General features: G+C 56.3%; 23 protein-coding genes and 1 pseudogene. 15 read left to right on the top strand and 9 right to left on the bottom strand.

Features of this window, described 5'->3' with window-relative positions; translation table 11 throughout:
- Positions 1-7: 7 nt before the first annotated feature.
- The 4 genes from ACTHSL_RS07715 to alr form a co-directional block, all read right to left on the bottom strand.
- Positions 8-1,417 (bottom strand): PepSY-associated TM helix domain-containing protein, encoded by a 1,410-nt coding sequence (locus ACTHSL_RS07715; protein WP_440380966.1) that lies wholly within the window; start codon positions 1,415-1,417, stop codon positions 8-10.
- A 131-nt stretch (positions 1,418-1,548) separates the two neighbouring features.
- On the bottom strand, positions 1,549-3,672 hold the full coding sequence (locus ACTHSL_RS07710; RefSeq protein WP_440380965.1) for a TonB-dependent siderophore receptor: 2,124 nt from the start codon (positions 3,670-3,672) through the stop codon (positions 1,549-1,551).
- Positions 3,673-4,050: 378 nt separating this feature from the next.
- On the bottom strand, positions 4,051-5,187 hold the full coding sequence (gene dapE / locus ACTHSL_RS07705) for a succinyl-diaminopimelate desuccinylase (RefSeq protein WP_440380964.1): 1,137 nt from the start codon (positions 5,185-5,187) through the stop codon (positions 4,051-4,053).
- Positions 5,188-5,263: 76 nt separating this feature from the next.
- Positions 5,264-6,322 (bottom strand): alanine racemase, encoded by a 1,059-nt coding sequence (gene alr, locus ACTHSL_RS07700; RefSeq protein ID WP_440380963.1) that lies wholly within the window; start codon positions 6,320-6,322, stop codon positions 5,264-5,266.
- A 240-nt stretch (positions 6,323-6,562) separates the two neighbouring features.
- On the opposite strand from alr, the gene ACTHSL_RS07695 reads away from it, so the two are divergent.
- From ACTHSL_RS07695 to ACTHSL_RS07635, 13 genes and pseudogenes are all read left to right on the top strand, one after another.
- On the top strand, positions 6,563-6,961 hold the full coding sequence (locus ACTHSL_RS07695) for a DUF350 domain-containing protein (RefSeq protein WP_440380962.1): 399 nt from the start codon (positions 6,563-6,565) through the stop codon (positions 6,959-6,961).
- A gap of 15 nt (positions 6,962-6,976) precedes the next feature.
- A complete protein-coding gene (locus ACTHSL_RS07690; protein WP_440380961.1) occupies positions 6,977-8,005 on the top strand; it encodes an SPFH domain-containing protein in 1,029 nt (342 codons plus the stop codon).
- Between the two features lie 255 nt (positions 8,006-8,260).
- Positions 8,261-9,358: a hypothetical protein gene (locus tag ACTHSL_RS07685; RefSeq protein ID WP_440380960.1), complete on the top strand. Its 1,098-nt coding sequence runs from the start codon at positions 8,261-8,263 to the stop codon at positions 9,356-9,358.
- 88 nt (positions 9,359-9,446) lie between these two features.
- A complete protein-coding gene (locus ACTHSL_RS07680) occupies positions 9,447-9,803 on the top strand; it encodes a hypothetical protein (protein WP_440380959.1) in 357 nt (118 codons plus the stop codon).
- Positions 9,804-9,815: 12 nt separating this feature from the next.
- Positions 9,816-11,492, top strand: coding sequence for a DUF4178 domain-containing protein (locus ACTHSL_RS07675; RefSeq protein WP_440380958.1), 1,677 nt, complete (start codon positions 9,816-9,818; stop codon positions 11,490-11,492).
- Positions 11,489-11,893 (top strand): adenosylmethionine decarboxylase, encoded by a 405-nt coding sequence (gene speD, locus ACTHSL_RS07670; RefSeq protein WP_440380957.1) that lies wholly within the window; start codon positions 11,489-11,491, stop codon positions 11,891-11,893. Before ACTHSL_RS07675 ends, speD begins: the two co-directional genes overlap by 4 nt.
- A gap of 124 nt (positions 11,894-12,017) precedes the next feature.
- The gene (glnA, locus tag ACTHSL_RS07665; protein WP_440380956.1) at positions 12,018-13,436 is read left to right on the top strand and encodes a type I glutamate--ammonia ligase; all 1,419 of its coding nucleotides are present in this window, start codon (positions 12,018-12,020) and stop codon (positions 13,434-13,436) included.
- A gap of 79 nt (positions 13,437-13,515) precedes the next feature.
- Positions 13,516-13,622 (top strand): annotated as a pseudogene (locus tag ACTHSL_RS07660) (IS5/IS1182 family transposase); the annotation flags it as partial.
- A 20-nt stretch (positions 13,623-13,642) separates the two neighbouring features.
- Positions 13,643-14,842: an NYN domain-containing protein gene (locus tag ACTHSL_RS07655; protein WP_214036979.1), complete on the top strand. Its 1,200-nt coding sequence runs from the start codon at positions 13,643-13,645 to the stop codon at positions 14,840-14,842.
- 178 nt (positions 14,843-15,020) lie between these two features.
- The gene (locus ACTHSL_RS07650) at positions 15,021-15,356 is read left to right on the top strand and encodes a hypothetical protein (RefSeq protein WP_440380955.1); all 336 of its coding nucleotides are present in this window, start codon (positions 15,021-15,023) and stop codon (positions 15,354-15,356) included.
- A 96-nt stretch (positions 15,357-15,452) separates the two neighbouring features.
- Positions 15,453-16,253 carry an RNA ligase family protein gene (locus ACTHSL_RS07645; protein WP_440380954.1) on the top strand — a complete coding sequence of 267 codons (801 nt, stop codon included), beginning with the start codon at positions 15,453-15,455 and terminating at the stop codon, positions 16,251-16,253.
- Between the two features lie 32 nt (positions 16,254-16,285).
- Positions 16,286-17,419, top strand: coding sequence for an AAA family ATPase (locus tag ACTHSL_RS07640; protein WP_440380953.1), 1,134 nt, complete (start codon positions 16,286-16,288; stop codon positions 17,417-17,419).
- A gap of 57 nt (positions 17,420-17,476) precedes the next feature.
- On the top strand, positions 17,477-17,998 hold the full coding sequence (locus tag ACTHSL_RS07635; RefSeq protein WP_440380952.1) for a protein disulfide oxidoreductase: 522 nt from the start codon (positions 17,477-17,479) through the stop codon (positions 17,996-17,998).
- A gap of 180 nt (positions 17,999-18,178) precedes the next feature.
- On the opposite strand, the gene ACTHSL_RS07630 is transcribed toward ACTHSL_RS07635, so the two are convergent.
- The 5 genes from ACTHSL_RS07630 to ACTHSL_RS07610 form a co-directional block, all read right to left on the bottom strand.
- Complete coding sequence (locus ACTHSL_RS07630; RefSeq protein WP_440380951.1) at positions 18,179-19,561, bottom strand: TolC family protein; 1,383 nt, start codon at positions 19,559-19,561, stop codon at positions 18,179-18,181.
- Positions 19,562-19,759: 198 nt separating this feature from the next.
- Positions 19,760-20,065: a helix-hairpin-helix domain-containing protein gene (locus ACTHSL_RS07625; protein WP_214036973.1), complete on the bottom strand. Its 306-nt coding sequence runs from the start codon at positions 20,063-20,065 to the stop codon at positions 19,760-19,762.
- Positions 20,062-20,214, bottom strand: a complete 153-nt coding sequence (locus tag ACTHSL_RS07620) for a hypothetical protein (RefSeq protein ID WP_440380950.1) — start codon at positions 20,212-20,214, stop codon at positions 20,062-20,064. The genes ACTHSL_RS07625 and ACTHSL_RS07620 overlap by 4 nt, the downstream gene beginning before the upstream one ends.
- A 142-nt stretch (positions 20,215-20,356) precedes the next feature.
- Positions 20,357-22,294, bottom strand: a complete 1,938-nt coding sequence (locus ACTHSL_RS07615; RefSeq protein ID WP_440380949.1) for a MacB family efflux pump subunit — start codon at positions 22,292-22,294, stop codon at positions 20,357-20,359.
- A 95-nt stretch (positions 22,295-22,389) separates the two neighbouring features.
- Positions 22,390-23,565 carry a MacA family efflux pump subunit gene (locus ACTHSL_RS07610; RefSeq protein WP_440380970.1) on the bottom strand — a complete coding sequence of 392 codons (1,176 nt, stop codon included), beginning with the start codon at positions 23,563-23,565 and terminating at the stop codon, positions 22,390-22,392.
- Between the two features lie 431 nt (positions 23,566-23,996).
- Here ACTHSL_RS07610 and ACTHSL_RS07605 point away from each other — a divergent pair, with 431 nt between their 5' ends.
- Together ACTHSL_RS07605 and ACTHSL_RS07600 are read left to right on the top strand one after the other, a co-directional pair.
- The gene (locus tag ACTHSL_RS07605; RefSeq protein WP_440380948.1) at positions 23,997-24,389 is read left to right on the top strand and encodes a type IV pilin protein; all 393 of its coding nucleotides are present in this window, start codon (positions 23,997-23,999) and stop codon (positions 24,387-24,389) included.
- Positions 24,390-24,466: 77 nt separating this feature from the next.
- Positions 24,467-24,643 carry a type IV pilin protein gene (locus tag ACTHSL_RS07600; protein ID WP_440380947.1) on the top strand — a complete coding sequence of 59 codons (177 nt, stop codon included), beginning with the start codon at positions 24,467-24,469 and terminating at the stop codon, positions 24,641-24,643.
- The last annotated feature ends 71 nt before the right edge of the window (positions 24,644-24,714 follow it).

The following is a 24,714-nucleotide window of genomic DNA, read 5'->3' as shown; positions in this document are numbered from 1 at the left end:
CCGCCGATTATTTAAACCAACGCGACAACGCCGGAATCCGCGACAGCAAGGCCGTATCCAGCAGCCAAATCACGGCGATGGCCATGATGGCGGTCGGGAACAATACCGCCACAACCAAAAGCGGCACCGCCATTGCCCACCATACCGGCAGCTTGATTTTCTGCGCCGGGGGAACCAGCCCGCGCGCTTCGGACGGACGGCGTTTCCACCACATCACGCAGCCGCTGACGCAGATGAAGATGACGGCCAGGCAGAATACGACGTTCGCCAACACGCTCCACCAGCCCAGCGTCCCCATGTGCAGCGCGATGCTGGCCGCCATGAATTTGCCGAAGAAGTTGTAATCGTCGTAACGGATGTCGGCCAGGATTTTGCCGCTGTACCGGTCGATGTGCACCGTGCGGTCGGCAGTCGGGCTGACCATGTCGTAGCTCATCGAATCCTGCGACAGCGTCCACACGCCCGTTTCGCCTTTGGGCAGGTTGAGTTGGTAGCGGCCTTTGAAACCGATTTCGCGTGCGAAGCGGTCAACCGTTTCCAAAGTCATCGGTTCGCTCGGACTGATGCCGTTTTCGCCCTTCGTCGTACCGGAAACGGGCATGGGCGTGAGTTCCAGAATCCACGGTGCTTCTTTGGTTTTACCGTCGTTCAGCACATCGCCGTGGGTCGGCAAGGTCGATACGGGGTTCGGCTCCACCCCCCATTTCCCGGCGGGGAACTGGCTCCAAGACTGAACCATTTTGCCGCCCCAAATGCCCGCCCAGGCAATGCCCGACAGGCAGAACAGCAATAAAATCAGGGAAACCCATGTGCCGAATGCGCCGTGTAAGTCGCGCCACCATGAGCGTCCTTTGCCTGCTTTCGGCACCAGCATGGGTTTCAGACGGCCTTGTTTCGCCCACCACAAATAAATCCCCGTAATCATCATCAGGATGGTCAGCGATGCGGCGGTTTCCAACAGGTAATCGCCCGCCGTGCCGAGCATGATGTCGCCGTGGATTTCGTCCATCGTGTGATACCAGCCCTCATTGCGCGGCATGGAACTGACGACTTTCGCCGTGTAAGGATCAACGGCGACCATGGTCGCTTTGTCGTCGTTGTTTACGCGGAACACGGCAACCATATCGTCGGCGCGCGGCGCGATATATTGCACCACCGACGCGGATTTTTGATTGACGAACTGCCGCGCCGCTTCCGCCTGCGCCGACAAGGGCTGCACCTGCGCCTGCGGGGTAATGTGCAGGCGTTCGCCCTCTTTGCCGGTGATGTTGGCAAACAGCAGCATGCCCAGCCCCGTTACGGCAAGCAGGGTCAGGAAGGGGACGACCAGCAGCCCGAAATAAAAATGCCACCGCCACACGGTCAGGTAGCGGCGGTTGGCTTGTTGGCCGGTGTCGGAAGGGTTTTGTGTATTCATTGTATTCACCTTTTTGTTGAGTGTATTGGCAGCGGATATTGTGCAAGCGGGCAATGAAGCGGCCGGCTACATCCACTGAGGCCGTCTGAAAACGGTATTCTGTTTTCAGACGGCCTTTCCGATGGCGATACTCAGTCGAACGTGTACCTCAGCGATGCCGTAATGCTGCGCGGCGTGCCGTAGACATGAATATCGGGCATGGTTTTGTAATATTTGTTGAACACGTTTTCAACATCGAGTGCGACGCGGGTGCGCTTGCCGATTTTGTATTGCGCGGTCAGGTCGAGGGTGGCGTAGGCGCGCTGTGCGAGGGCCTTGCGCGCGGCCGGTTCGGTAACTTCCTCGCGGTCGTCGATGATGAAGCTCTGCCAGTTGACATTGCCGCCGACAGTCAGGCGGTCATTGACGTCGTAACCGGTGAATAATTTGAACAGATGCACGGGATACGTGGTTTTAATCTGTTTGCCTTTGCTGTTTTTTGTTTTCGAACGGGCATAAGAGGCGTTGAGCAGCCAACGGTCGTTCAGACGGCCGTTAATCGAAAGTTCGCCGCCGGTGTTGGAGGTATGGTCTTCGGCCTTATAGTAGCGTTCCCCGTTGGGCAGCCTGCCCGCAGGCACGCCGATTTTGTCGCGTTTGTTGCGGTATACGGAAACGGCGGCGTTCAGACGGCCTTCATACCATGAGGCTTTCAATCCGGTTTCGTAAGTTCTGCCGCGCTGCGGGGCAAGGGGGTTGCCGTTTTGGGTCAGATAGCGCACCTGCGGACGGAAAACCGTGGTATAGCTTGCATAAGCAGTCAGGTTCGGCGTGATGTCGTAAGTCGTGCCCAAGTAGGGGATGAAGGCTTTTTCGCTGCGCCGTCCGTCGGCAAAACGGTTGCGCTCGGTGCGGTAGGCATACTTCCAGTTCATCAGGCGCATACCGCCTATCAACGACCATTTGTCGGTGAGTTTGAAGCGTGTCGAACCGTAAACCGACAAATGCCTGCTTTGCTGATAACCGTCTTGCAGGTAAGGCAGTTCGGGGCGGGCAATATTGCCGTCGAAGCGGCGGAGGTCGGCAACCGGCACGTCTTTGTCGCCGTAATACGGGCCGTAATCCTTGCTGTTCAGATAGCTGATGCCGGTATTGAATTCGTGGCGGCGGCCGAACAATCCGTAATCGCCGTTAAGATTCAAGTTGAATTTGTGTTCGTTGGAGCGGCTCTTGTCCAAATCGACGCTGACGTAGCTGGAATAATCGGCATTGATGTCATATGTACCCGCAATGGCCGACAGATTGTCGTTTTTGCCGTAAAGGTAGGCATAGCTGCCGTCCAACTGCCAACCATTGTCGAATTCATGCCTCAGGCGGGTGAAAAGTTCGGCGCGGGTTTCCTTGCCGTAAGCCCAATTGGCCGACGAATTGTTGCGCGGGTTGGCCTCAAAGGGGATAAAACCGTCGGTTTCGTTGCCGGCAATCGTCAGATAACCGAAGCGCGAACTGCCGGTATTGCGGTTGACGTGGATTTCGGTGCCCAGTTGCACTTGCGTTTGCGGCTGTACGTTGTAAGACAGGATGCCGTAGAGCGTATGGTTGTGTCGGCCGGTACGCGGCAGGTAGTCGCCGCCGTGGTCGCTGACGAATATGGCGCGGCCGCGCAAGGTGTTGTCGGCATTCAGCGGGCTGTTGGCATCGGCAATGAAACGGTAATGCTGCCACGAACCTGCCGCCGCTTCCAAAACGGTAAAAGGTTTGGCCTGCGGTTTTTTGCGCTCCAAGGCAATCATGCCCGACGGTTCGCCGAAGCCGCCGTTGGTCAGGCCGCTGGAACCGCGCACCACCGCTACCTGTTCGTAAAGCGCGCTGTCGAGATTGTTGGTGCTGCGGCGTATCGAATTGCTTTCATAAAGGAATTTTGCCGCGCCGTCCACGCTGACGCTGTCGATGGCCGAGCCGCGCGCCGCAAATTGGCTGTCGCCCGTGGCATTGTTGCCCATTTTGCTGTGGTACACGCCGGGCACTTGTTTCAAAACGTCTTGCAGCGTATCGAGCCGTTGGTCGTCAATCTGCTTTTCGGTGATGACGGACAGCGATTGCGGCGTTTCGCGCTGGGTCAGCCTGATGCCGGTGGCAACCGAAGAAGTGGGCACGGTGTAATTGGTTGCGGTCTGTTTGCCGATGCCGCGCACTTCAACCGAAGCCACTTCCGCATCCAACGGCTTGTCCGCACTCTGTCCGGCTGCGGCGGCATAAGCGGGGAACGCCAGCATGAGTGCTGCCGTTAGCGGTAATAGTCTGTTTGTAAAAGCATGTTCCATTGATTTATCCGATGTTTCTCGATTTGAAATAATCTTTCGGCATGCCCAAATTTGCTGACAATTTGTCCGGCCTGCCGCCCAAAAAACGCGGAATTTTCGCGAACATGCGACAAATCAGTCAAGTTATACCATAACTTTATATGTTATTAAGTTGCAAAAACAAGACAATTCAAATCAAGCTGATTTCAGTGCCGCATCCATGCGCATCCGCCCTTCCGCACGGCAAAAGCTGACGGCAAAATTTGATTTTGCCGCAAAACGGCAAACCGAAAACAATCAAGGCCGTCTGAAAACCAAGCGTTCAGACGGCCTCGGATAGTTAAAGCATCCCTACACCAGCAATTCTGCCAGCATCCGTTCGTAGACTGCCGACAGTTTCGGCAGGGCGGAGAGTTCGACGTTTTCGTCAATCTGATGGATGGTAGCGTTTACCGGCCCCAGTTCGATGAGTTCGCGCGCAATGGCTTTGATGAAGCGGCCGTCCGAAGTGCCGCCGCTGGTGGAGAGTTCCGCGCGCACGCCGCAGATTTCGGCAACGGCGGCCTGCGCGGCTTCGGTCAGCCTGCCCGCTTCGGTCAGGAAGGGTTGGCCGGACAGGCTCCACTGCAAATCGTAATTCAGACCGTGTTTGTCCAAGATTTCGTGTACGCGCCGTTTCAGGCCGTCTGAATCGGATTCGGTGGAGAAACGGAAATTGAATTTGACGTTCAACTCGCCGGGGATGACATTGGTCGCACCCGTGCCGCCGTTGATGTTGGAAATTTGGAAACCGGTCGGCGGGAAATAGGCGTTGCCCCGGTCCCATTCGGCAACAGTCAGCTCGGCCAGCGCGAGGGCGGCTTTGTGGACGGGGTTTTCCGCCAGATGCGGGTAAGCGATGTGGCCTTGTTTGCCTTTGACGGTCAGGTTGCCCGACAGCGAACCGCGCCTGCCGTTTTTAACCGTATCACCCAAAGTATCGACGGCGGTCGGCTCGCCGACGATGCAGTAGTCTATGGTTTCGCCGCGCGCTTTCAAAACGTCCACCACTTTGGTGGTGCCGTCCAGCGCGTCACCTTCCTCGTCCGACGTAATCAAAAGGGCGATGCTGCCCGCGTGGTCCGGGCAGGCGGCAACGAAGCGTTCGCAGGCGGTAACGAAGGCGGCGATGCTGCTTTTCATGTCCACCGCACCGCGTCCGTAGAGGCGGCCGTCGCGTTCGGTCGGCTCGAACGGCGGCGATGTCCATTTGTCCTCCGGCCCGCTGGGGACGACGTCGGTATGTCCGGCGAAGCACAGCAGCGGTGCGCCGCTGCCGCGCCGCGCCCAAATGTTTTTGGTTTGGCCGAAATTCAGCTGTTCGACGGTAAAGCCGATTTTTTGCAGGCGTTCGGCCAGCAGTTCCTGACAGCCTTGGTCGTCAGGGGTGACGGATGCGCGGGCGATGAGTTGTTTGGCCAAAGCCAAAGTGGCGGTTTCGGTCGTCATGTTGTTTTACCTTTGTCTTTTTATGTTTCAGGCCGTCTGAAAAGTGTTTTTCAGACGGCCTCTGCGGCTTTCCCGCCTATTGGATGTAAACGAATTTTGCACGTTTGACGTTGCACACCAGTTCGTAGGCGATGGTGCCTGCCGCAGCGGCGACTTCGTTGATGTTGACGGTGTCGCCCCACAGTTCCACTTCGCTGCCGACGCCTTCGTGGGTATCGGCCAATTCGACGGTCAGCATGTCCATGGAAACCCTGCCGAGGATGCGGCTGCGGCGGCCGTTCACGGCCACGGGCGTGCCGGTTGCCGCACGGCGCGGATAACCGTCGGCATAGCCGCAGGCCGCCAGTCCGACGCGGGTGGAGCGTTTAGTGTAAAACGATGCGCCGTAGCCTATCGGTTCGTGCGGCTGCAGAACGCGTTCGGCAAACACGCGGCTCACCAGCCTCATCACGGGCTTGATGCGCGGGTCGTTTTCCAAGAACGGATCGATGCCGTACAAGGCCAGCCCCGCCCTGCCCCAATCGCGCCGCGCCTGCGGATAGGCAAGCATGGCGGCGGAATTGGCCAGGCTCTCTTCGCCCGCCAGTCCGGCGCAGCCCATGTCGAAGGCTTCAAGCTGCATTTCGGTCATGCCGCGTTCTTCTTCGTCGGCACAGGCGAAGTGGCTGATTTTCACGATGTCGGAAACCTTGCCGCTTTGCGCGAGCGCGGTGTAGGCCGAAGCGTAGTTGTGTGGGAAAAAACCGGCGCGGTGCATGCCGGAATCCATTTTCAGCCACACTTTCACCGGCGTTTTCCATTCGTGTTTCAACAGGGTTTCGAGCTGCCATTGGTCGGCCACCACGGGCCACAGGCCGTATTCGTCCACGGCGGCGTATTCGGCGGCATCGAACACGCCCTCCAGCAGCACGATGGGCTGCGTGATGCCTTGTTTGCGCAGTTCGACGGCCTCTTCCAGAAAGGCAACGGCAAAACCGTCGGCCAAATCGGCCAGCGCGTGGGCGCAGCGTACCGCGCCGTGCCCGTATGCGTTTGCCTTTAATACGGCCAGCATCTTGCCGCCGTGCAGCCGTTTCAGGGTTTGGTAGTTTTCCCGCAGGCGGTCGAGGCGGATATCGGCGCGCAGTGGTCTCATGTTTCGTCGTCCTTTGTCGTTTCGGTGTCGGTGGAAATACAGGCCGTCTGAAAGCGGTCGGCCCGTTTCAGACGGCCTGCGGATTATAGGCCTATCCGCATGCTTTTTAAACCCGCCGCCCGAGGTTTCGGCAGGCCGTCTGAAAGCCGGGCGCGCGTGCGGATAAAATCCCCATCAAACATCATGACTGCACGATAATTTATGGCATAATCGGCCGTCCGCCTTTTTTGGGAAGAAACCATGTCCATTTCACTCGTCCAATACGGCCAATACCTGCAATATATGTTCGCATCCGTGCTGATGCTGCTGATTTTCGGTACGGTTTACCTGAAAATCACGCCGGTGCGCGAACTGAAGCTGATTAAAAACGGCAACCTCGCCTGCGCCCTCTCCTTCGGCGGCGCACTGGTCGGATTCTGCCTGCCGCTGGCATCCAGCATCGCCCACAGTGTCAGCCTGCCCGACTTCGTCCTGTGGGCCGCCGCCGCCGCCGTGTTGCAGATTTTGGTGTACTTCGCCGCCACCCGCCTGATTCCGCAGGCATCCGAAGAACTGGCGGGCAACAATGTCGCCGTCGGTACCCTGTTCGGCTCGATTTCCATAGCCATCGGCCTGCTCAACGCCGCCTGTCTGTCTTAACGAAAGGACTCCTCCATGTTCAACTTTATCAAGAAGCAGTTCATCGACATCATCCAGTGGGAAAATCCCGACGAGGAAACCCTGGTATGGCGTTTTCCCATTGCCGACCAGGAAATCCAAAACGGCGCCAGCCTGACCGTGCGCGAGGCGCAGATGGCAATGTTTGTGGACGAAGGCAGAACCGCCGACGTATTCCCCGCCGGCCGCTACACGCTCAACACACAAACCCTGCCCATCCTGACCTACCTGAAAAACTGGGACAAACTCTTCCAATCCCCTTTCAAATCCGACGTTTACTTCTTCAACACCAAACAGCAGCTCGGCCGCAAATGGGGCACGGCGCAACCCGTTACCGTGCGCGATGCCGAATTCGGCGCGGTACAACTGCGTTCCTTCGGCATGTACAGCTACCGCATCGCCGACCCGGAAAAATTCTTTAAAGAAGTCAGCGGCGTTGTGGAAAGCTACACCGGCATACAGCTCGAACAGCAGCTGCGCAACCTCGCCGTTACCCGGCTTGCCACCGCCTTCGGCACTTCCGGCATCCCCTTCCTCGACATGGCCGCCAACCAAGTCCTGCTGTCGCAGCAACTGACCGGCCTGCTCGCGCCCGAGTTCGCCAAACTCGGCCTCACGCTGGAAAACTTCACCGTCGAAAGCATCAGCCTGCCGGAGAACATCCAACAAGCACTCGACAAAAAAATCTCCATGGGCATCGTCGGCGACATGGGCAAGTTCGCCCAATACCAAACCGCCGAGTCCATCACCATGGCGGCGCAAAACGAAGGCGGGCTGGCCGGCATCGGCGCAGGCTTGGGCGTGGGCGCAGGCATAGGGCAAACCATGGCGGGCGCAATGGCCGGCATGATGCAGCCCGCGGCAGCAGGTGCCGCCGCAGCCGCAACGGCAACCGCCGCCCCGGCTGCCGCAGAAGACCCGCAGGCCAAACTGCAAAAACTGAAAGGCCTGCTCGACGGCGGCCTGATTTCCGCCGACGACTACGAAAAAGCCAAAGCCGAGGTATTAAAACAACTCATCAATTAAACTAAACGGCGGCAAAAGGCCGTCTGAAAAACCGTTTCCTTTTTTTCAGACGGCCTCACATCACAACAAACAAACCGCAATACGCAAACAGGGTCGCCTTCCCCATCACTTCGGCGCATGAGGAAAAGCAGCATAAAGGCAGCCCGTTTGCCAACCGCCCTTCAGCGGGCAATACCGCCAAAATCCGTTTTTCAGACGGCCTCACATTCCCAAAGGCCGTCTGAAAAAAGCCGACCGACAAAACAAGGAAGCCCCGTGCCGAAACATCCGCCCACCCTGCCGCCCGAAGTCCTGACGGAAAGCAGCCGCCAAATGCTGCAACGTCTGACGCGCGAACTGGAAGCGGGCGCGGACGCATTATGGTTTGCCTGCCCGTCGCCGTACTTGGATGCCGCAAGTGGCAGGAAAGTTTCCCGCATCATACTGGCCGCCGACGTATTGCTGCTGGCGGCATGGATGCTGCCGAAAACGCCCCAGCTGTTCGGGCTGCTGATGTTATTGTCCGTTGTAGCCGCCGTATTCAACCTATTTTGGTTCGGCGGCAAAATGGCGGACAGCACCCCTGACTTATTCGACAAACCATGGGGCCGCATACCGGAAAATCCATTTTCTTTCTGCCCACAGTACTTTGTCCGCCTCGATTTGACCAACGCCCGCTTGCAACGCTACCACCACAACAAAATCGGCGAAACGCTGCAACTCGACGGCCATTTCGGCCTGTGGCTGCCCAAAGGCGGCTGCTTCGTAACGCTGACCCACGCCTCGGCCGGCGAAAAAGGCTACCTCATGATACCCGATGGCGCGGATTACACAGAAACCGCAGCCTTCTGCCGCCTGCTCTGCCAGCGGCTGGGCCTGCGCAACAACCTCGACGTCGGCAATACCCCGCCCGACGGCGGGAACGTCCGCCGCGACAAAAGCGCGAAAATCGCCGTTATCTGCATCATGGCACTGCTTGCCGCCGTCGGACTGGCCGTCATCGCCGCCGGCATTTCCCACCGCCGGCAGGAAATAACCGCGCCCGACCGCGAAATCCGCATGACGCAGGCGCAACTGAACGCCCAGTACACCTGCTTCAGAGACCGCCGCACCGGCAGCACCGTCTGCCGCCACCGCCTGATTGCCGAGGGACGCGGCGGCGAACTGCGGCAAATCGACTGCCTCGGCTTGGAAGACAGCCTGTGCGGCCGTGAACAACCGGCACGCTTCGGCCCCGCCGACCTGCGCCTGCTGAGCCGTGCGGGCACGACTTATTTGATAGAGGCCGACTACCGCCTCCCCGAAACCGGCCGCACCGCACACTTAGACAACCGTGCCGCCCTGCCCCGAACGCCGCCCGAAACGGCGGAATAACTTTTCAGACGGCCTCCTGCCGCATACAAAGAGGCCGTCTGAAAACCAAAACCGTATAATTGGCCACCCGACCGCCGGAAACCGAACCGTGAATGCCCTGCAAGCCATCGCCATCAGACTGCAAACACTGCCGACCGTCCTCGACTTCGAACAGGAAACCGCCCTGATTGCGGCCGTACAAGGCATCACGCCCGACGAAGCCGCCGCCGATTGGACAACGTTTTGCGCCGTCGTCAGCCATATCCGCGATTCACACCAAACCCACGGCATCTTCGGCGTAACACCGCAAAACCAACACATCTTCATCGGTTTTGCCGACTACCTGACACGCACTGCCCGACACACCGGACAAACCGGCGCGGCATTATGCGACGGCTTCGGCCTGACAGCGGCAGAAATCGCCGCCGCTTTCGCCGAGCCGCCTGCCGACAACCCGCCCGCCTAGGAAATACCGACCATGAGCGAACCCTTCTTCCATACCGACTGCCCAAGCTGCGGCGCACCCGTACACGCCCATTCCCCGACCTCGGTTACGCTGGTCTGCGGCTACTGCAACAGCATGTTGGTACGCCAAGACGGCGGCATCATCGACAAAGGCCGCGACTCCGCCCTGTTGGAAGACTTCAGCCCGCTGCAAATCGGCACGCGCGGCCGCTACGGTACGGCCGCGTTCAACATCATCGGCCGTTTGCAAATGCACTACGACGCGGGCGTGTGGAACGAATGGCACATCCTGTTCGACGAAGGCGGCACGGGCTGGCTGTCCGAATCCGGCGACATCTATTCTCTGACCCGCCCGCAAACCGAATCCGCACTCCGACTCCCCCCCTTCGACGACATCCGCGCCGGCTTCTCCACCCTCGACTACAACGGCAAACGCTTCATGGCCGCCGACGTGCGCCGCGTCACAATGAAACACGCCGCCGCACAAGGCGAGCTGCCGTTTGAATTCAACCGCGACATCGAAAGCCGAACCGCAGACTGGCGTTGCGAAAACCTCTTCCTCACCACCGACTACGGCGACGACCCACCGTCCCTCTACACCGGCAACACCGTCAAACTCGACGACCTGCAACTGGAAAACCTGCGCACCGAAGACCAAATCGCCGCCGGTGCAGGCCGTCTGAAAGGCACGCGCCAATCCGAAAACTGCCCCAACTGCGGCTCGCCCGTACACTGGGTGGACGGATTGGCCAACAACATCCTCTGCCCGAGCTGCGGCAGCGACCTGGAAGCCGTCGACGGCACAGTCGAACTCATCGAAGCCGACGCCATGCGCGCCGCCCAGCAAAAAGCACTCACCCTGCCCGTCGGCAGCAAGGGCAAACTGCGCGGCCGCAACTACATCGTCATCGGCGCGGTGCACAAAGAAGAACTCGACGCCCAAACCGCCTTCGACCTGATGTACGCCTTCAAACGCCCCACCGGCGTCGTCCCCGAAGGCTATTGGCGCGAATACCTGCTCTACCATCCGACCTCAGGCAGCTTCCTCTGGCTGATAGAATCCGACAGCGGCTGGGAAATCGCCCAAACCCTCCACGACTGGCCGCGCCTCGACCGCCACGGCCAGCCCCAGGGCGGCGACAAACTTTATGACTACGGCAGCCGTGTCGGCTATGCTGCCGGCGCGTTCTACTGGCACATCCGCCACCGCGACCTTACCTTTCACAGCGACTACAAAAGCGGCAAAGGCAAAATCGGCTCCGAACTGTCCGTACACGAAATCGCCTGGAGCCGCAGCGAACCCGTCGGCAAACGCGAAATCGCCGAAGCCTTCGGCCTGCCGGCGGCCGCGATGAACACCCTGTCCGGCGACAACCGGCAAACCCCGTCGGGCATCGTCTGGATTACCCTCGCCCTCCTGTGCGTCCTCAACCTGCCCGCCTTCCTCTACGGCGACGGCGAATGGACAGCAACCACTGTCGGCATCGCGGGCTTTTATCTCTATAACTTCGGCATGGCATCGGAAGACGGCGCAGTCCCTTCGCTCTCGCGCTTCCTCACCGTCAGCCTGATAGTCGTCTCACTGGCCACCGGCCTGAACTATATGTTTTCCGACACCGGCAGCAGCGGTTACAGCGGCTACAGCAGCGGCAGCCATTACGGCGGCAGCTTCTCCGGAGGCCACAAATGACCCGCATCCTCAGCCGCCACGGCCTGCTTGACCTTTACGGCTGCAACCCCGCCCTCCTGCGCGACGAAGGCCGTCTGAAAACCATCCTTACCGCCGCCGCCGAAGCCGCGCAGGCCACCGTGCTCGACAGCCGCTTCCACACCTTCGGCGGCGCGGGCGGCGTAACCGGCGTACTGCTGTTGGCCGAATCGCACATCAGCATCCACACCTGGCCGGAATACGGCTTCGCCGCCGTCGATGTCTTCCTCTGCGGCCGGATGCCGTCTGAAAACGCCCGCCGCGTCCTTGAGGAAGCACTGGGCGCGGAACGCGCGGAATGGCGGAACATCCCGCGCGGCAATGCCGCATCCGTTGCCGGAAACCCGCTTTCAGACGGCCTCCCGGCCGAAAAGGCCGTCTGAAAGCGCGGCTTCGGCGAAGTTCAAGCCCAAGCATCCCGGCCGAAGGTGTAAAATTGTTGATAATTTTACCTTTCATGTTTATATTGCGTGCCGTCCCATTTTCCCGCCATTTCAGGAGCAGACCATGTCCGTCAAAGACGTTATCAAACTGATAGAAGAACACGAAGCCCGCTTTGTCGATTTGCGTTTTACCGACACCAAAGGCAAACAGCACCACTTCACCATTCCCGCCCGCATCGTATTGGACGACCCCGAAGAATGGTTTGAAAACGGCCAGCCGTTCGACGGCTCCTCCATCGGCGGCTGGAAAGGCATCCAGGCTTCCGACATGCAGCTGCGCCCCGACCCCGCGACCGCCTTCATCGACCCCTTCTTCGACGACGTTACCGTCGTGCTGACCTGCGACGTCATCGACCCCGCCAACGGACAAGGCTACGACCGCGACCCGCGCTCCATTGCCCGCCGCGCCGAAGCCTATCTGAAATCCTCAGGCATCGGCGACACCGCCTTCTTCGGCCCCGAACCCGAATTCTTTGTTTTCGACGGCGTCGAATTTGAAACCGACATGCACAAAACCCGCTACGAAATCACCTCCGAAAGCGGCGCATGGGCAAGCGGCCTGCATCTGGACGGCCAAAACACCGGCCACCGCGCCGGCGTAAAAGGCGGCTACGCACCCGTCGCACCCGTGGACGCAGGTCAGGATTTGCGTTCGGCCATGGCGAATATTCTGGAAGAAATCGGCATCGAAGTCGAAGTCCACCACGCCGAAGTCGGCACCGGCAGCCAAATGGAAATCGGCACCCGCTTCAACACGCTGGTGCGCCGTGCCGACCAAACGCAGGACATGAAATACGTCATCCAAAACACCGCGCACAACTTCGGCAAAACCGCCACCTTCATGCCCAAACCCATCATGGGCGACAACGGCAGCGGCATGCACGTCCACCAATCCATCTGGAAAGACGGTCAAAACCTGTTTGCAGGCGACGGCTACGCCGGCCTGAGCGACACCGCGCTTTACTACATCGGCGGCATCATCAAACACGCCAAAGCCCTGAACGCGATTACCAATCCGTCCACCAACTCCTACAAACGCCTCGTGCCGCATTTTGAAGCACCGACCAAACTGGCCTATTCCGCCAAAAACCGCTCGGCCTCCATCCGCATCCCGTTTGTAAACAGCGTGAAAGCCCGCCGCATCGAAGCCCGCTTCCCCGACCCGACCGCCAACCCCTACCTGGCCTTTGCCGCCCTGCTGATGGCCGGTTTGGACGGTATCCAAAACAAAATCCATCCGGGCGACCCCGCCAGCAAAAACCTCTACGACCTGCCGCCCGAAGAAGACGCGCAAGTGCCCGCAGTCTGCGCATCGCTGGAAGAAGCACTGGCCGCCCTCAAAGCCGACCACGAATTCCTGCTGCGCGGCGGCGTATTCAGCAAAGACTGGATAGAAAGCTACATTGCCTTCAAAGAAGAAGACGTACGCCGCATCCGCATGGCGCCGCACCCCTTGGAATTCGAAATGTATTACAGCCTGTAAAACAAACGGCAGCCCGAACACACGGGCTGCCTTATTTGCAATAAGGCCGTCTGAAAAACGGTTTTCAGACGGCCTCAATAGATATAGTGAATTAAATTTAAATCAGGACAAGGCGACGAGCCGCAGACAGTACAGATAGTACGGCAAGGCGAGGCAACGCTGTACTGGTTTAAATTTAATTCACTATAAAATAGCACGGAGTCCCCATGACCACATTGGCCAACAAAAAACTCGCCGTCCTCATCGACGCCGACAACGCCCCCGCCGACATCATCGACCGCCTGCTCGAAGAAATCGCCAAATACGGCATCGCCAGCGTCAAACGCATCTACGGCGACTGGAGCCACGGCCTTTCCAAATGGAAAGCCGCCCTCCTACCCCACGCCATCATCCCCGTCCAACAATTCGCCTACACCAAAGGCAAAAACGCCACCGACATGGCCCTAGTCATCGACGCAATGGATTTGCTCTACAGCGGCAACTTCGACGGCTTCTGCATCGTATCCAGCGATTCCGACTTCACCCGCCTGGCCAGCCGCCTGCGCGAAAGCGGCCTGACCGTATACGGTTTCGGTGAAAAGAAAACGCCCGAAGCCTTCCGCAAAGCCTGCGACAAATTCGTCTACACCGAAATCTTCCGTCCCGAAAAACAACGCCAGGAAAAAGAGAAAAACAACGGCAAAAACCACCCTGCCGCCGAAGAATCCGCCGCCGCACCCGACGCGCTGCCCCTGCTCAAACGCGCCGTGCGCGAAAACGCCGACGACCTCGGCTGGGCCAACCTCGGCCCCATCGGCAGCTACATCAGCAAAATCAACCCCGATTTCGACTCCAGGCTTTACGGCTACGGCAAACTCTCCGACCTCATCAAATCCTTCGACATCTTCGAACACCGCACCGACAACAACCAACTCCAAGTCCGCCGCAGCAAACCCGCCGACAAGCCCGCGGAAAAACCGGCGGAAAGGCCGTCTGAAAACCCCGCCGCAGCCAATCAGACGGAAGAAACCGTTTCAGACGGCCACAACGCCGCACCGAAACGCAAAACGCGCGGCAAAAAATCAAACCAAGCCAAAAACGAAAACGCCGCACCCGCCCAAACGGCAGACACCGCACAGCCGGCACCGGCCAAACCCGAACCCGCCGCCAAAAACAGCAAACTGCCCGTTACCCGCATCATCGCCACCGTACAGCAGGCCGTCGAAGCGGCTGCCGACGAACAAGGCTGGGCGCGGTTGGGCGACGTATCGAAACAACTGGCCGCACAAGGCACCGACCCGCAGCAATACGGCTTTGAAACCATCCGCAACCTCATCCACGCCATCTACGCCGACTGGCTGGAAATCAAAAAAGCCGGCCGCGGCGAACGCCTGCGGATTAACAAACGCTTTACCGCCAAAGGCTGAACGGAAAACCACCTTCCGTTTCAAAGCAGGGTACAATCTACCGCCAAACCATCCAAAGAAGAGGCCGTCTGAAAACCGCAAATCGTTTTAACTTCGTTGAAGCTGCGCTTTCAGACGGCCTTCCGACCATTCCCAAACCACCTATTCCCGCCCATACGGCAATAGCGGCAAACCTAAAATGACCACCCTGCATATACAACCCCAAAACCCGACATTCTGCATCGCACTATTGGCATTAGGCCTGCTGACTGCAATAAAGTCGAACAGCATTCCGCCCGAAGCCGGCATTTGGACATTGCGGCTGCCGAAAAATTACCGTCAAATCCTGCCCTACTGCACGCCGGAATTACAGAACATCATCGAATGTTTCGACGAATTAGACGCACTGTCCCAACTCGACACCGTGGCATACACACAAACCATAAACCGCCTGATCGGCGATTTGCAGCACATCTTGGCAGAACACACGGAACAATATGAATTGCATCTGACCATCAGCGCATCAGACAAATAAACCCGCCCGACCTTATCCCGATGCAAGCCGATCCACTATAATGGAAGCCGTCTGAAAAAACGATTGACAATAAAATCCAGCCGAAAGACCAAGCACATGACCCAAACCCCGCAAAAATACGCCCGCAGCCTGCACGCACCCATCAGCTTGGGCACAACTTCAGACGACCGCTTTATGCCTCGCGGCTACCTCGCGCATTTCGCTACTCTGCCGCAATTGGTATTGACCGAAAAGCTGGACGGGCAAAACAACTGCTTCGCCGCCCACGGTCTTTATGCCCGCAGCCATGCCGCCCCCACCCAACATCCGTGGGACAAACCGCTGCTGCAACGCTGGCAGCACATCAAAGACGACTTGGGTGACCTCGAACTTTTCGGCGAAAACATGTACGGTATCCACTCCATCGCCTATTCGCAGTTGGAAAGCTATTTTTACCTGTTTGCCGTCCGTCGCGGCGGACATTGGCTGTCGTGGGAAGAAGTCAAATTCTATGCCCAGCTTTTCGACTTCCCCACAGTCCCCGAACTTCCCATCGTGCAGCCGCTTGCCGACTTCACCCAAAAATACGCCGATGAAGACACCGCCTTAGCGCAATGGCTGACCGCCAATTTGGGCGCAACATGGACAGACAGCGTGCAAACCGCAGGCAAACTCGGCGGCTACGACCCGAAAACAGGCGAAGCATGCAGCGAAGGCTTCGTCATCCGCAACGCCGCTGATTTTGCCACCAACAACGGTAACCTGCCCGTACAGTCCAACGAGTTTGACAACCTCTTCAAACTCGTTCGCGCCAAACACGTTAAAACCGATGTGCATTGGACAAAAACTTGGAAACCCGCCCGCCTTATCGATTATGATAAATACCATTGGCAAAGCTGGCAGTTTCAGACGACCTGAAGTCAAACCATCCAATAATAAGAAAGACCACCATGTGGACATTCCCCCACTACACACCCGGCAAACTCCCCGACTGGCAAGCCTTGGAACGCCGCTTCGGCTGGTTTGCCGACATGAAAAACGTGCCACAGGATCCTGAATGGCACGCGGAAGGCGATGTATTCATCCATACCAAAATGGTATGCGAAGCCCTGCTGCAACTGCCCGAATTTCAAGCACTCGGCGAGCAGGAGCAACATATCTTGTTTGCCGCCGCCATGTTGCACGACGTAGAAAAACGCAGCACTACCAAGTGCGAAATCCAAGACGACAAAGAGCGGATCGTATCGCCGCACCATGCCAAAAAAGGCGAATACACCGCCCGCACCTTGCTTTATACCGAACTTGCCGCGCCATTCGCCGTGCGCGAAGCAATAGCCAAACTCGTGCGCCTGCACGGGCTGCCGCTGTGGGCAATCAACAAACCGAATCCGGAACGCGCCGCCATCTCTGCTTCTTTGCAGGTCGATACCGCCCACCTCGCCATGCTTGCCAAAGCCGACGTTCTAGGTCGCATCTGCCGCGACCAACAGGATATCCTGCTGCGCATCGATTTGTTCCGCGAGCTGTGTGAAGAAAACGGCTGCTGGGGTAAAGCGCGCGATTTCGTCAGTGATTACGGCCGCTATCTTTACCTTAACGGCCGCAGCGACATGCCCGATTACCAACCGTTTGACGACCGAACCTTTGACGTATACGCCATGTGTGCCATAGCAGGCAGTGGCAAAGACAGTTACATCAGGCAACACCTTGCCCATCTGCCCATGTTGTCGCTGGACGACATCCGCCGCGAGCGCAAACTCGACCCCGCCGACCCGAAGCACACCGCCGAAGCCGTGCGCTTGGGTAAAGAGCAGGCAAAAGAATACCTGCGCGCCCGCACGTCATTTGTCTTCAACGCCACCAACCTCAACCGCGACCTGCGCAGCAAGTGGCTGCCTATGTTCGCCGACTACGGCGCGCGGGTACACCTGATTTATTTGGAAGTGCCTTACACGCAATTGCTGTCGCAAAACCGTAACCGCGAACATTCCGTGCCGAATGATGTGATACACCGCATGATCAATAAGCTGGAAATTCCCGATTACAGCGAAGCGCATACGGTGGATTTTGTGGTTGGAAATTGAATATTGAGGCCGTCTGAAAAACACCTCCGCCCATCCCGATAACTGAAAACAAATAATATGCACATCACACGCAAACACCTTTTCAAATTCTTACGCCAAGCCTTTGCAATGGCGGCAACCTTCATCATCGTCAGCCTTGTCCTAGACTGGTGGCGCGCGCCGAATGTGCCGCCCGGTGCGGCCGCTTTGCCGCTGCAAACCATACAGGGGCGGCAAACCACGCTGGCCGAAGTCGGCGGAAACCGTACCGCCGTGCTGTATTTCTGGGGCTCTTGGTGCGGTATCTGCCGCCATACTTCGCCTGCGGTAGACAAACTGTCGCGCCAAGGCATTCCGGTAATCGGCGTGGCTTTGCGCTCCGGCAGCGATGAAGAAGTGGGCGCATATCTGAAAACGCACGGCTGGCAGTTTGATACGGTAAACGATGCCGACGGCGCATGGTCGGGGCAATGGCAGGTTCGGGTAACGCCGACCATCGTTTTGGTGAAAAACGGCCACGTGCGCCACAGCACGACGGGACTGTCCGGCTATTGGGGTTTGCGCACGCGTATCGGATTATTGGATTTGCTCGATTCTTGAGCATCAGGCAACCAAAAAAGGCCGTCTGAAACCCGATTTCAGACGGCTTTTTTTGGTTTTCCGCATCCTTTTTGCCCATCATCCCCCTGCAAAAACACGAAGCCGACGGCAACGGACGAACAACCGGCGCAACGACAAAACATCAGGCCGTCTGAACATTTTTCAGACGGCCCCTTATCCTTACTTCGGCGTATAACGTCCCGCCATCGCTTTATACACCATATTTTCGTATTTCAGCGTTTCGTACCGCTGGTTCAGTACGTTTTGGGCGGAGCTGTATTCCGTGTTCAGCGCTTCGAGCCAGTCTTTCAGCTCGTTTTTGCCGTGTTGGTAGCGCACTTGGTAGTAGCGGCTGTTTTTCTTGTCCAAGGCGTAACGCTGCTCTTGGTTGTTAAGTGCGGCTTGGGCGTTTTGGTAGGCGAGGTAGTTGGTGTTGACTTCGTTCAGCGCGGTGGTCAGGGCTTTTTCAAAGTTGAGTTTGGCGCTGTCGAAATTGGCTTGGGCGGTTTTGTCTTTCCACTTCATGGTCTGCCAGTTGAGGAACGGCAGATTGATGGTGGCGGAGCCGCCCAGCAGCGGGATATTGAACGCGCTCTTGGCTTTTTCAGACGACGTGCTCAAGCTCGCGCCCAATGTAATCGAGGGATACCAACTGCGTTTTTGCGCTTTAACGGACTGGAGCGAGGATTGCAGGCGGTATTCGGCGGCGCGCAGGTCGGGGCGGTTCGCCAACACGGTAATCGGTACGTCGAGGTTCACGCCTTTGACGGACGGTAGGCGGAATTGCGCGGGGTCGGCGGCGATGGCTTCGTTCGGCTTGAGGTTGAGCAGGTTGCGTAAAACCTGTTTTTGCGTGTCGAGGCTGCTTTTCAGGGAAATCAGGTTGTTTTGCGCACTCAACAGCGATTGTTTCGCCTGCGTCGGCTGGCTGGAATCGGCTCTGCCGTAGCGGAACTTGGCTTCGGCAATGCGGTTGATTTCCTGATATTGCTTGAGTGATTTTTGCGCCAATTCAATGGTTTCGTTGAGATAGGCGATGTTGAAATAGGCGTCGGCGACATTATTGATCAAAGTCAGGCGCGTGTTTGCCATATCCTGCCGCGTGGCTTGGTATTCCCACACTTGCGCGTCGGCGGTGGCACTGAGTTTGCGCCACAAATCCAATTCGTAGCTCAAACCGAGCTGGCTGCTGAAGGTGTTGCCGTGGCTGCCGGTTTTCAGGTTTTTGGATGTGGACGCACTCAACGAGCCGCTGAACGACGGCACCAAATCCGCGCCCAAAATATTCGCCTGATACAAGGCTTTATTGACGCTGATGGCCGCCTGTTTCAAATCGATATTGTTTTCCAAAGCCTGCGCCATCAAGGCATTGAGCTGCCGGCTTTGGTAGATTTCCCACCAGTTGCCGTTCACGTCGTAGCGTTCGGCGGTTTCCGCCGCGCTCATCACCTGCCCCGTCGATTCGAGCGTGAGGTTTTTGTCGGTGCTGTGGACGGCGCACGCGCTTAAGGCAAGGGCGAGCGACAGGGATAAGGCCGTCTGAAAAAAAGGTTTTGTCTGCATGTTGTGTCTTTCGGTTTAAGGTTTCAGACGGCATGGAGGGTTGGTTGGGATGTCGTCTGAACAATATTGGAAGTGCCATTTGCCGTCATTCCCGCGCAGGCGGGAATCTAGAGGTTTGAAATTGCATCATCCCCAAATATTCTTTAAATGCCAAGGTCTAGATTCCCGCCTGCGCGGGAATGACAGGCATGGGTGCTTTTATTTGAATCCACTATGTTTATCGGCTAAAAACGCTTTTCGCTGTTCCGTAAAATGCCACCACGGCTTTGGTTCGTTCCCCTGCATAAAATCAACCAGCGACAGAAAAATGTCGATCATGCAGGGATCGTGTCGGGTTGCGGTCAGGCTGCACAGGCGGTCGTACATTTCGTAAGCGTCCTGCCCCGCCAAATCCTGCGGCTGCGTGATGCCGAGCAAAGCCAAATCCTCCGCCACGGCTTTGCCGACATTGGGCAGGTCGGTCAATGTATTCAGCTTGCTTCGTTGTACTTTGTCGGGATTCATGTTTTACCCTTTGTTTTGAAGGCCGTCTGAAAACCTGCAACCGGATGTATCAACTTGTTTTCGCGGGCGAAGCCCGCGCTACTTTCGCTGCCGTCATTCCCGCGCAGGCGGGAATCCAGAAGTTGGGGATAGCTGTCATCCCTAAGCATTTCTGAAAACTTGAGATCTGGATTCCCGCCTACGCGGGAATGACGGCAAAGGCATTTCTTATTTGAGTTTATGTCGGATACAAGTATCCGACCGGCTTTGTTTCAGACGGCCTCTTCCCACTTAAAAAGGCCGTCTGAAACCTTAATCCTTAGACAAGGCATCAATCGGATTAAGCTTGGAGGCTTTGTTGGCGGGCATAAAACCGAACGCTACGCCGATGGCGGTGGAACAGACAACCGCGCCGATGACGGAGCCGATGGAAATTTCCATCGGAAATTCGGTGACGAAATGGTTGAACACAAGGCTGATGGCCGTGGACAGCCCTACTCCGACCAAACCGCCGATAATACAGATTAAGACTGCTTCAATCAGGAATTGTTGCAGGATGTTGTTGCGCCGCGCGCCAATCGCCATGCGCACGCCGATTTCTTTGGTGCGCTCGGTTACGGACACCAGCATGATGTTCATCACGCCGATACCACCGACCACTAATGAAATCAAGGCGATGGAGGAAATCAGCAGCTTCATCGTGCCAGTGGTGCTTTCAACCATCTGCTTGATGCTGTCGCTGTTGTTCATGAAAAAGTCTTCCGTACCATGCCGCGTTTTGAGCAGCTCGGTCAGTCCTTTTTCGGCGACTTGGGTGTTGGCGTCGTCTTTGATTTTGACGGTAATCGAGTTGGTGTAGCTCTCGCCGGTGATTTGGTGCATCACGGCCGTATAGGGCGACCAAAGCATCAATACGTCGGCGTTGCCGAAGGAGTTTTCTTCTTTTTGCATCACGCCGATGACGGTCAGCGGGCGTTTTCTGAAAAGAATTGTTTTACCCAAAGGATCGGTGTCTTCACCAAAAAGTTTGTTTTTGGTGTTTTGGTCAATCACGACGACTTGCGCGTCTTCTTTCACATCGCCCTCGTCAAACAGGCGACCTGATTCCAGCTTCAGCCCGCGCACGTCAAAATATTGTTCGCCCACGCCGTACAGCGAGGCGGTCAGGTCGGTGTTGCGGTAGGTCAGCGTGCCGCCGGAGGTCGTCTGCGGCGTGGCGGAAGCGACGTAGCTTTGTTTGGCGATGACTTTGGCGTCGTCAATGGTCAGGGTTTTAATCCTGCCGCTGCGCCTGTCGCCGAAGCCGCGCCCAGGAAAGATGCTGATGGTGTTCGTCCCCATCGCGCTGATGTCTGCGAGGATTTTTTTCTCGGAACCGTTGCCCAAAGCGACGACGGACACGACCGAGGCAATGCCGATGATGATGCCGAGCATGGTCAGGAGCGAACGCATTTTGTGCGCCATAATCGCCTGCACCGACATTTTGAAGGCTTCGACAAATTGGTCGTAATAAAACAGCCACGAAGATTTTTCTTTGATGCGTTCGATTTTGCTTTCAGGGATTTCGGGATTTTTTGAACTGTCGGAGATGATTTCGCCGTCGCGGATTTCGATGATGCGGTTGGCGATGGCGGCGATACCGGGATCGTGCGTCACCATAATCACGGTATGCCCTTCTTTATGCAGCTTTTGGATGATTTCGATCACATTTTTGCCGCTGGCGGTATCGAGTGCGCCGGTCGGTTCGTCGGCAAAGATGATTTCACCGCCGTTCATCAGGGCGCGGGCGATGGAGACGCGCTGTTGCTGACCGCCGGAAAGTTCGCTGGGTTTGTTGCCTTCCTTGCCTTCCAAACCCAAGTCCTGCAACAGTTTTTCCGCACGATTAGAACGCTCTTTGCCGCCCATACCCATATACACGGCAGGCAGGGCAACGTTGTCCCGCGCCGTCAGCGAGCCTAACAAGTTGTAGCGTTGGAAAATAAAGCCGAAGCGTTCGCGCCGCAATGCCGCCAGTTCGTCCGGCTCCATTTTGGCGGTTTCGATGCCGTCGATTTGATACGAACCTGAAGTCGCGCTATCCAAACAGCCGAGGATGTTCATCAGCGTGGATTTGCCCGAACCGGACTGCCCGATGATGGCGACGAAATCGCCCTTCTCTATCGACAGGCTGACATCTTTCAAAACATGAACACGGTTCGCGCCGCTGCCGAAGTAGCGGTTGATGTTTTTACATTCGATTAAGCTCATAAGTGTTTCCGACCGATAATTATGTATGGAGTGGAAAGGCCGTCTGAAAGGGGATTTTGCTAAGAAACAAAACTTTCAGACGACCTGTTGCCTATTTATCTCGGCGGACCCTGCATGGCGCGTTGTGCCGCTTCAGCCTGCTCCGCCGCGCTCATTTCCGACATCACCACCTTGTCGCCTTCTTTCAACCCGCTTTTCACTTCGGTATTCATACTGTCTTTCAAACCGACCGTAATCTCGCGTTCCGAAGCTTTACCGTCCGCGCCCAAAACACTGACAAACGATTTGCCGTCGTGTTTTTTAATCGTCAGCGTCGGCACGAGCAAAACGTTTTTCACACTATTGATTTCAATCGTGTTCTGTGTCGTCATACCGATGGAAAGTTTGCCGTCGGGATTAGGCACCAAAGCGCGGGCGTAGTAGTAAATCGCATTGGAAGTCGTGTCCGTGCTGGTGGTGTAGCTGCCCAGCGACATCGTGGTCAAACCCGGATCGACGCTGTCGAGCTTCGCCTTAATCGGCGTATCCGGTTCGGACAAAATCGTAAACGAAATATCCTGCCCCGCCTTCACCTTCGTAATATCGCCTTCGGCAATCTGCATTTTGTTCAACATCGTATCCAGATTCGCCAACTGGATAATCGTCGGCGTGGACTGCACCGCGTTCACGGTCTGCCCCTCTTCCACAGGAATCGCCACCACCGTACCGTCCATCGTCGCAACAATGCGGGTATAGCCCAATTCCGACTCGGCAGTATTGATGGAGATTTTGGTTTGTTTGATGGAAGCCTTCAGCTCGGCAACATTCGCCTTAGCCGCAGCCAACGCGTCCTGCGCGCTTTCCAAATCCTCTTTGGACGTCGCGTTTTCCTTCCATAAAGCCGCTTCGCGCTTGTATTTCTTCTCCGCACTGTTCAGCGCAATTCCGGCAGAAACCAATTTCGCCTGATACGTTTCCAGCTTGGATTTTTCCGTATTCAGCGTGTTCACCTGAGTAGTCGAATTGATTTCCGCAATCAAATCGCCCTTTTTAACCTGCTGTCCGAGCTTGACGTACAGCTTCTTAATCTGCCCCGAAGCCTGCGCGCCCACCGACACCAAGTTCGACGGCGAAATCTCGCCCGTAGCGGATACCGTCTGGCTGATGTCGCCGCGTTTGACCGTTTCCGTGATGTAAGAAGTTTGAGGTTCGGGCTGGAAATAAGACCATACGCTATAGGCTGCAACCAATGCGACTGCCGGAATCGCAATCCATTTCACAGTTTTTTTCATCATTGACAACTGCTTTCTTCCAAATTCGGTTTAGATTTAAGAAAAACGGCAGAAAGTGTACTGTAAAGCCTGAAGGCAGCCAAGCAGCCAAACCACGCAAGAACCTTATTACCTCATTGTCTCAAAAGTATTTTTACTTTTTTTGATTTACACGAAGCCGAATAACTTTACATATAACACAATGATACCGCTTACATAGCGCATCCATATGCCGGCCGATAGATACGATGCTTAAGGCATTTCCGTTGTTTCACTGCAACGGAAACGGATTTTTCAATACGCCGATTATCACTCAAAAAAACCGCCTGTCATCAACTTATCTGTACAAGCCCTAAACTAAACGGAAATTCGCTATACTTACACAGTTGCACTGCAACAGGTCAGCCTAATACATCACATTAAACGGCGGCTTTCACATTACAGGTTGAAACATGATGAACAAACATTCTCTACGCGGCTTCACTTTGATTGAAGCACTAATTGCCGTTGCCATTGTGGCCATTCTTGCTGCAATCGCCCTTCCTTCTTACGACCGGTTCGTCCGCAGTTCGCGCTTGGAAAATGCCCGTGCCGATTTGTTGAACAATGCACAGCGATTAGAGCGCTATTATGCTCAAAATCGTAAATTTTCTGATTTCCCTGCCAGCGAGTTGAAAAACGATAATCGTTTTTTCACCATTGAGGGTTCTTACGAAGCTAACCATTTTACTTTAACAGCCAAACCCAACAGCACCAGCAACAGCAGCGAAAACCGTTTCCTACAATTAGATGAAAACGGTACCGTCCTTATCTGCGAGGCCGCTAATGACTGCGTAATGTATTGATAAAATTATCCTTTACAAATCATACCAAATACATAATACTGCCGATTCGCTTCTACTCATTTTAAAAAGGGAAGAATATGAATCGGCAGTATTCCATTTCCGGCTTCAGTTTGTATGAAATATTGTTTGCCGTTGCTATAACGGCTGTTTTGGCTGCCATTGCCCTGCCTACCTATCAGCGTTATGTCAAAGACGCCCGATTAAAACAGGCGGCTTCGGCCTTGCAGGACAATGCACATGCACTCGAACAATAGACCTCTTGCGAAAATATTCATCCCATCGCATTAATCAGTCCTGCAATCAGATTTACCCTTAACCCGAACCG

The organism is Neisseria sp. P0008.S010 (assembly GCF_051962715.1).
GTDB classification, from domain to species: domain Bacteria; phylum Pseudomonadota; class Gammaproteobacteria; order Burkholderiales; family Neisseriaceae; genus Neisseria; species Neisseria elongata.
This window is presented reverse-complemented; position numbering and strand designations above follow the sequence as displayed.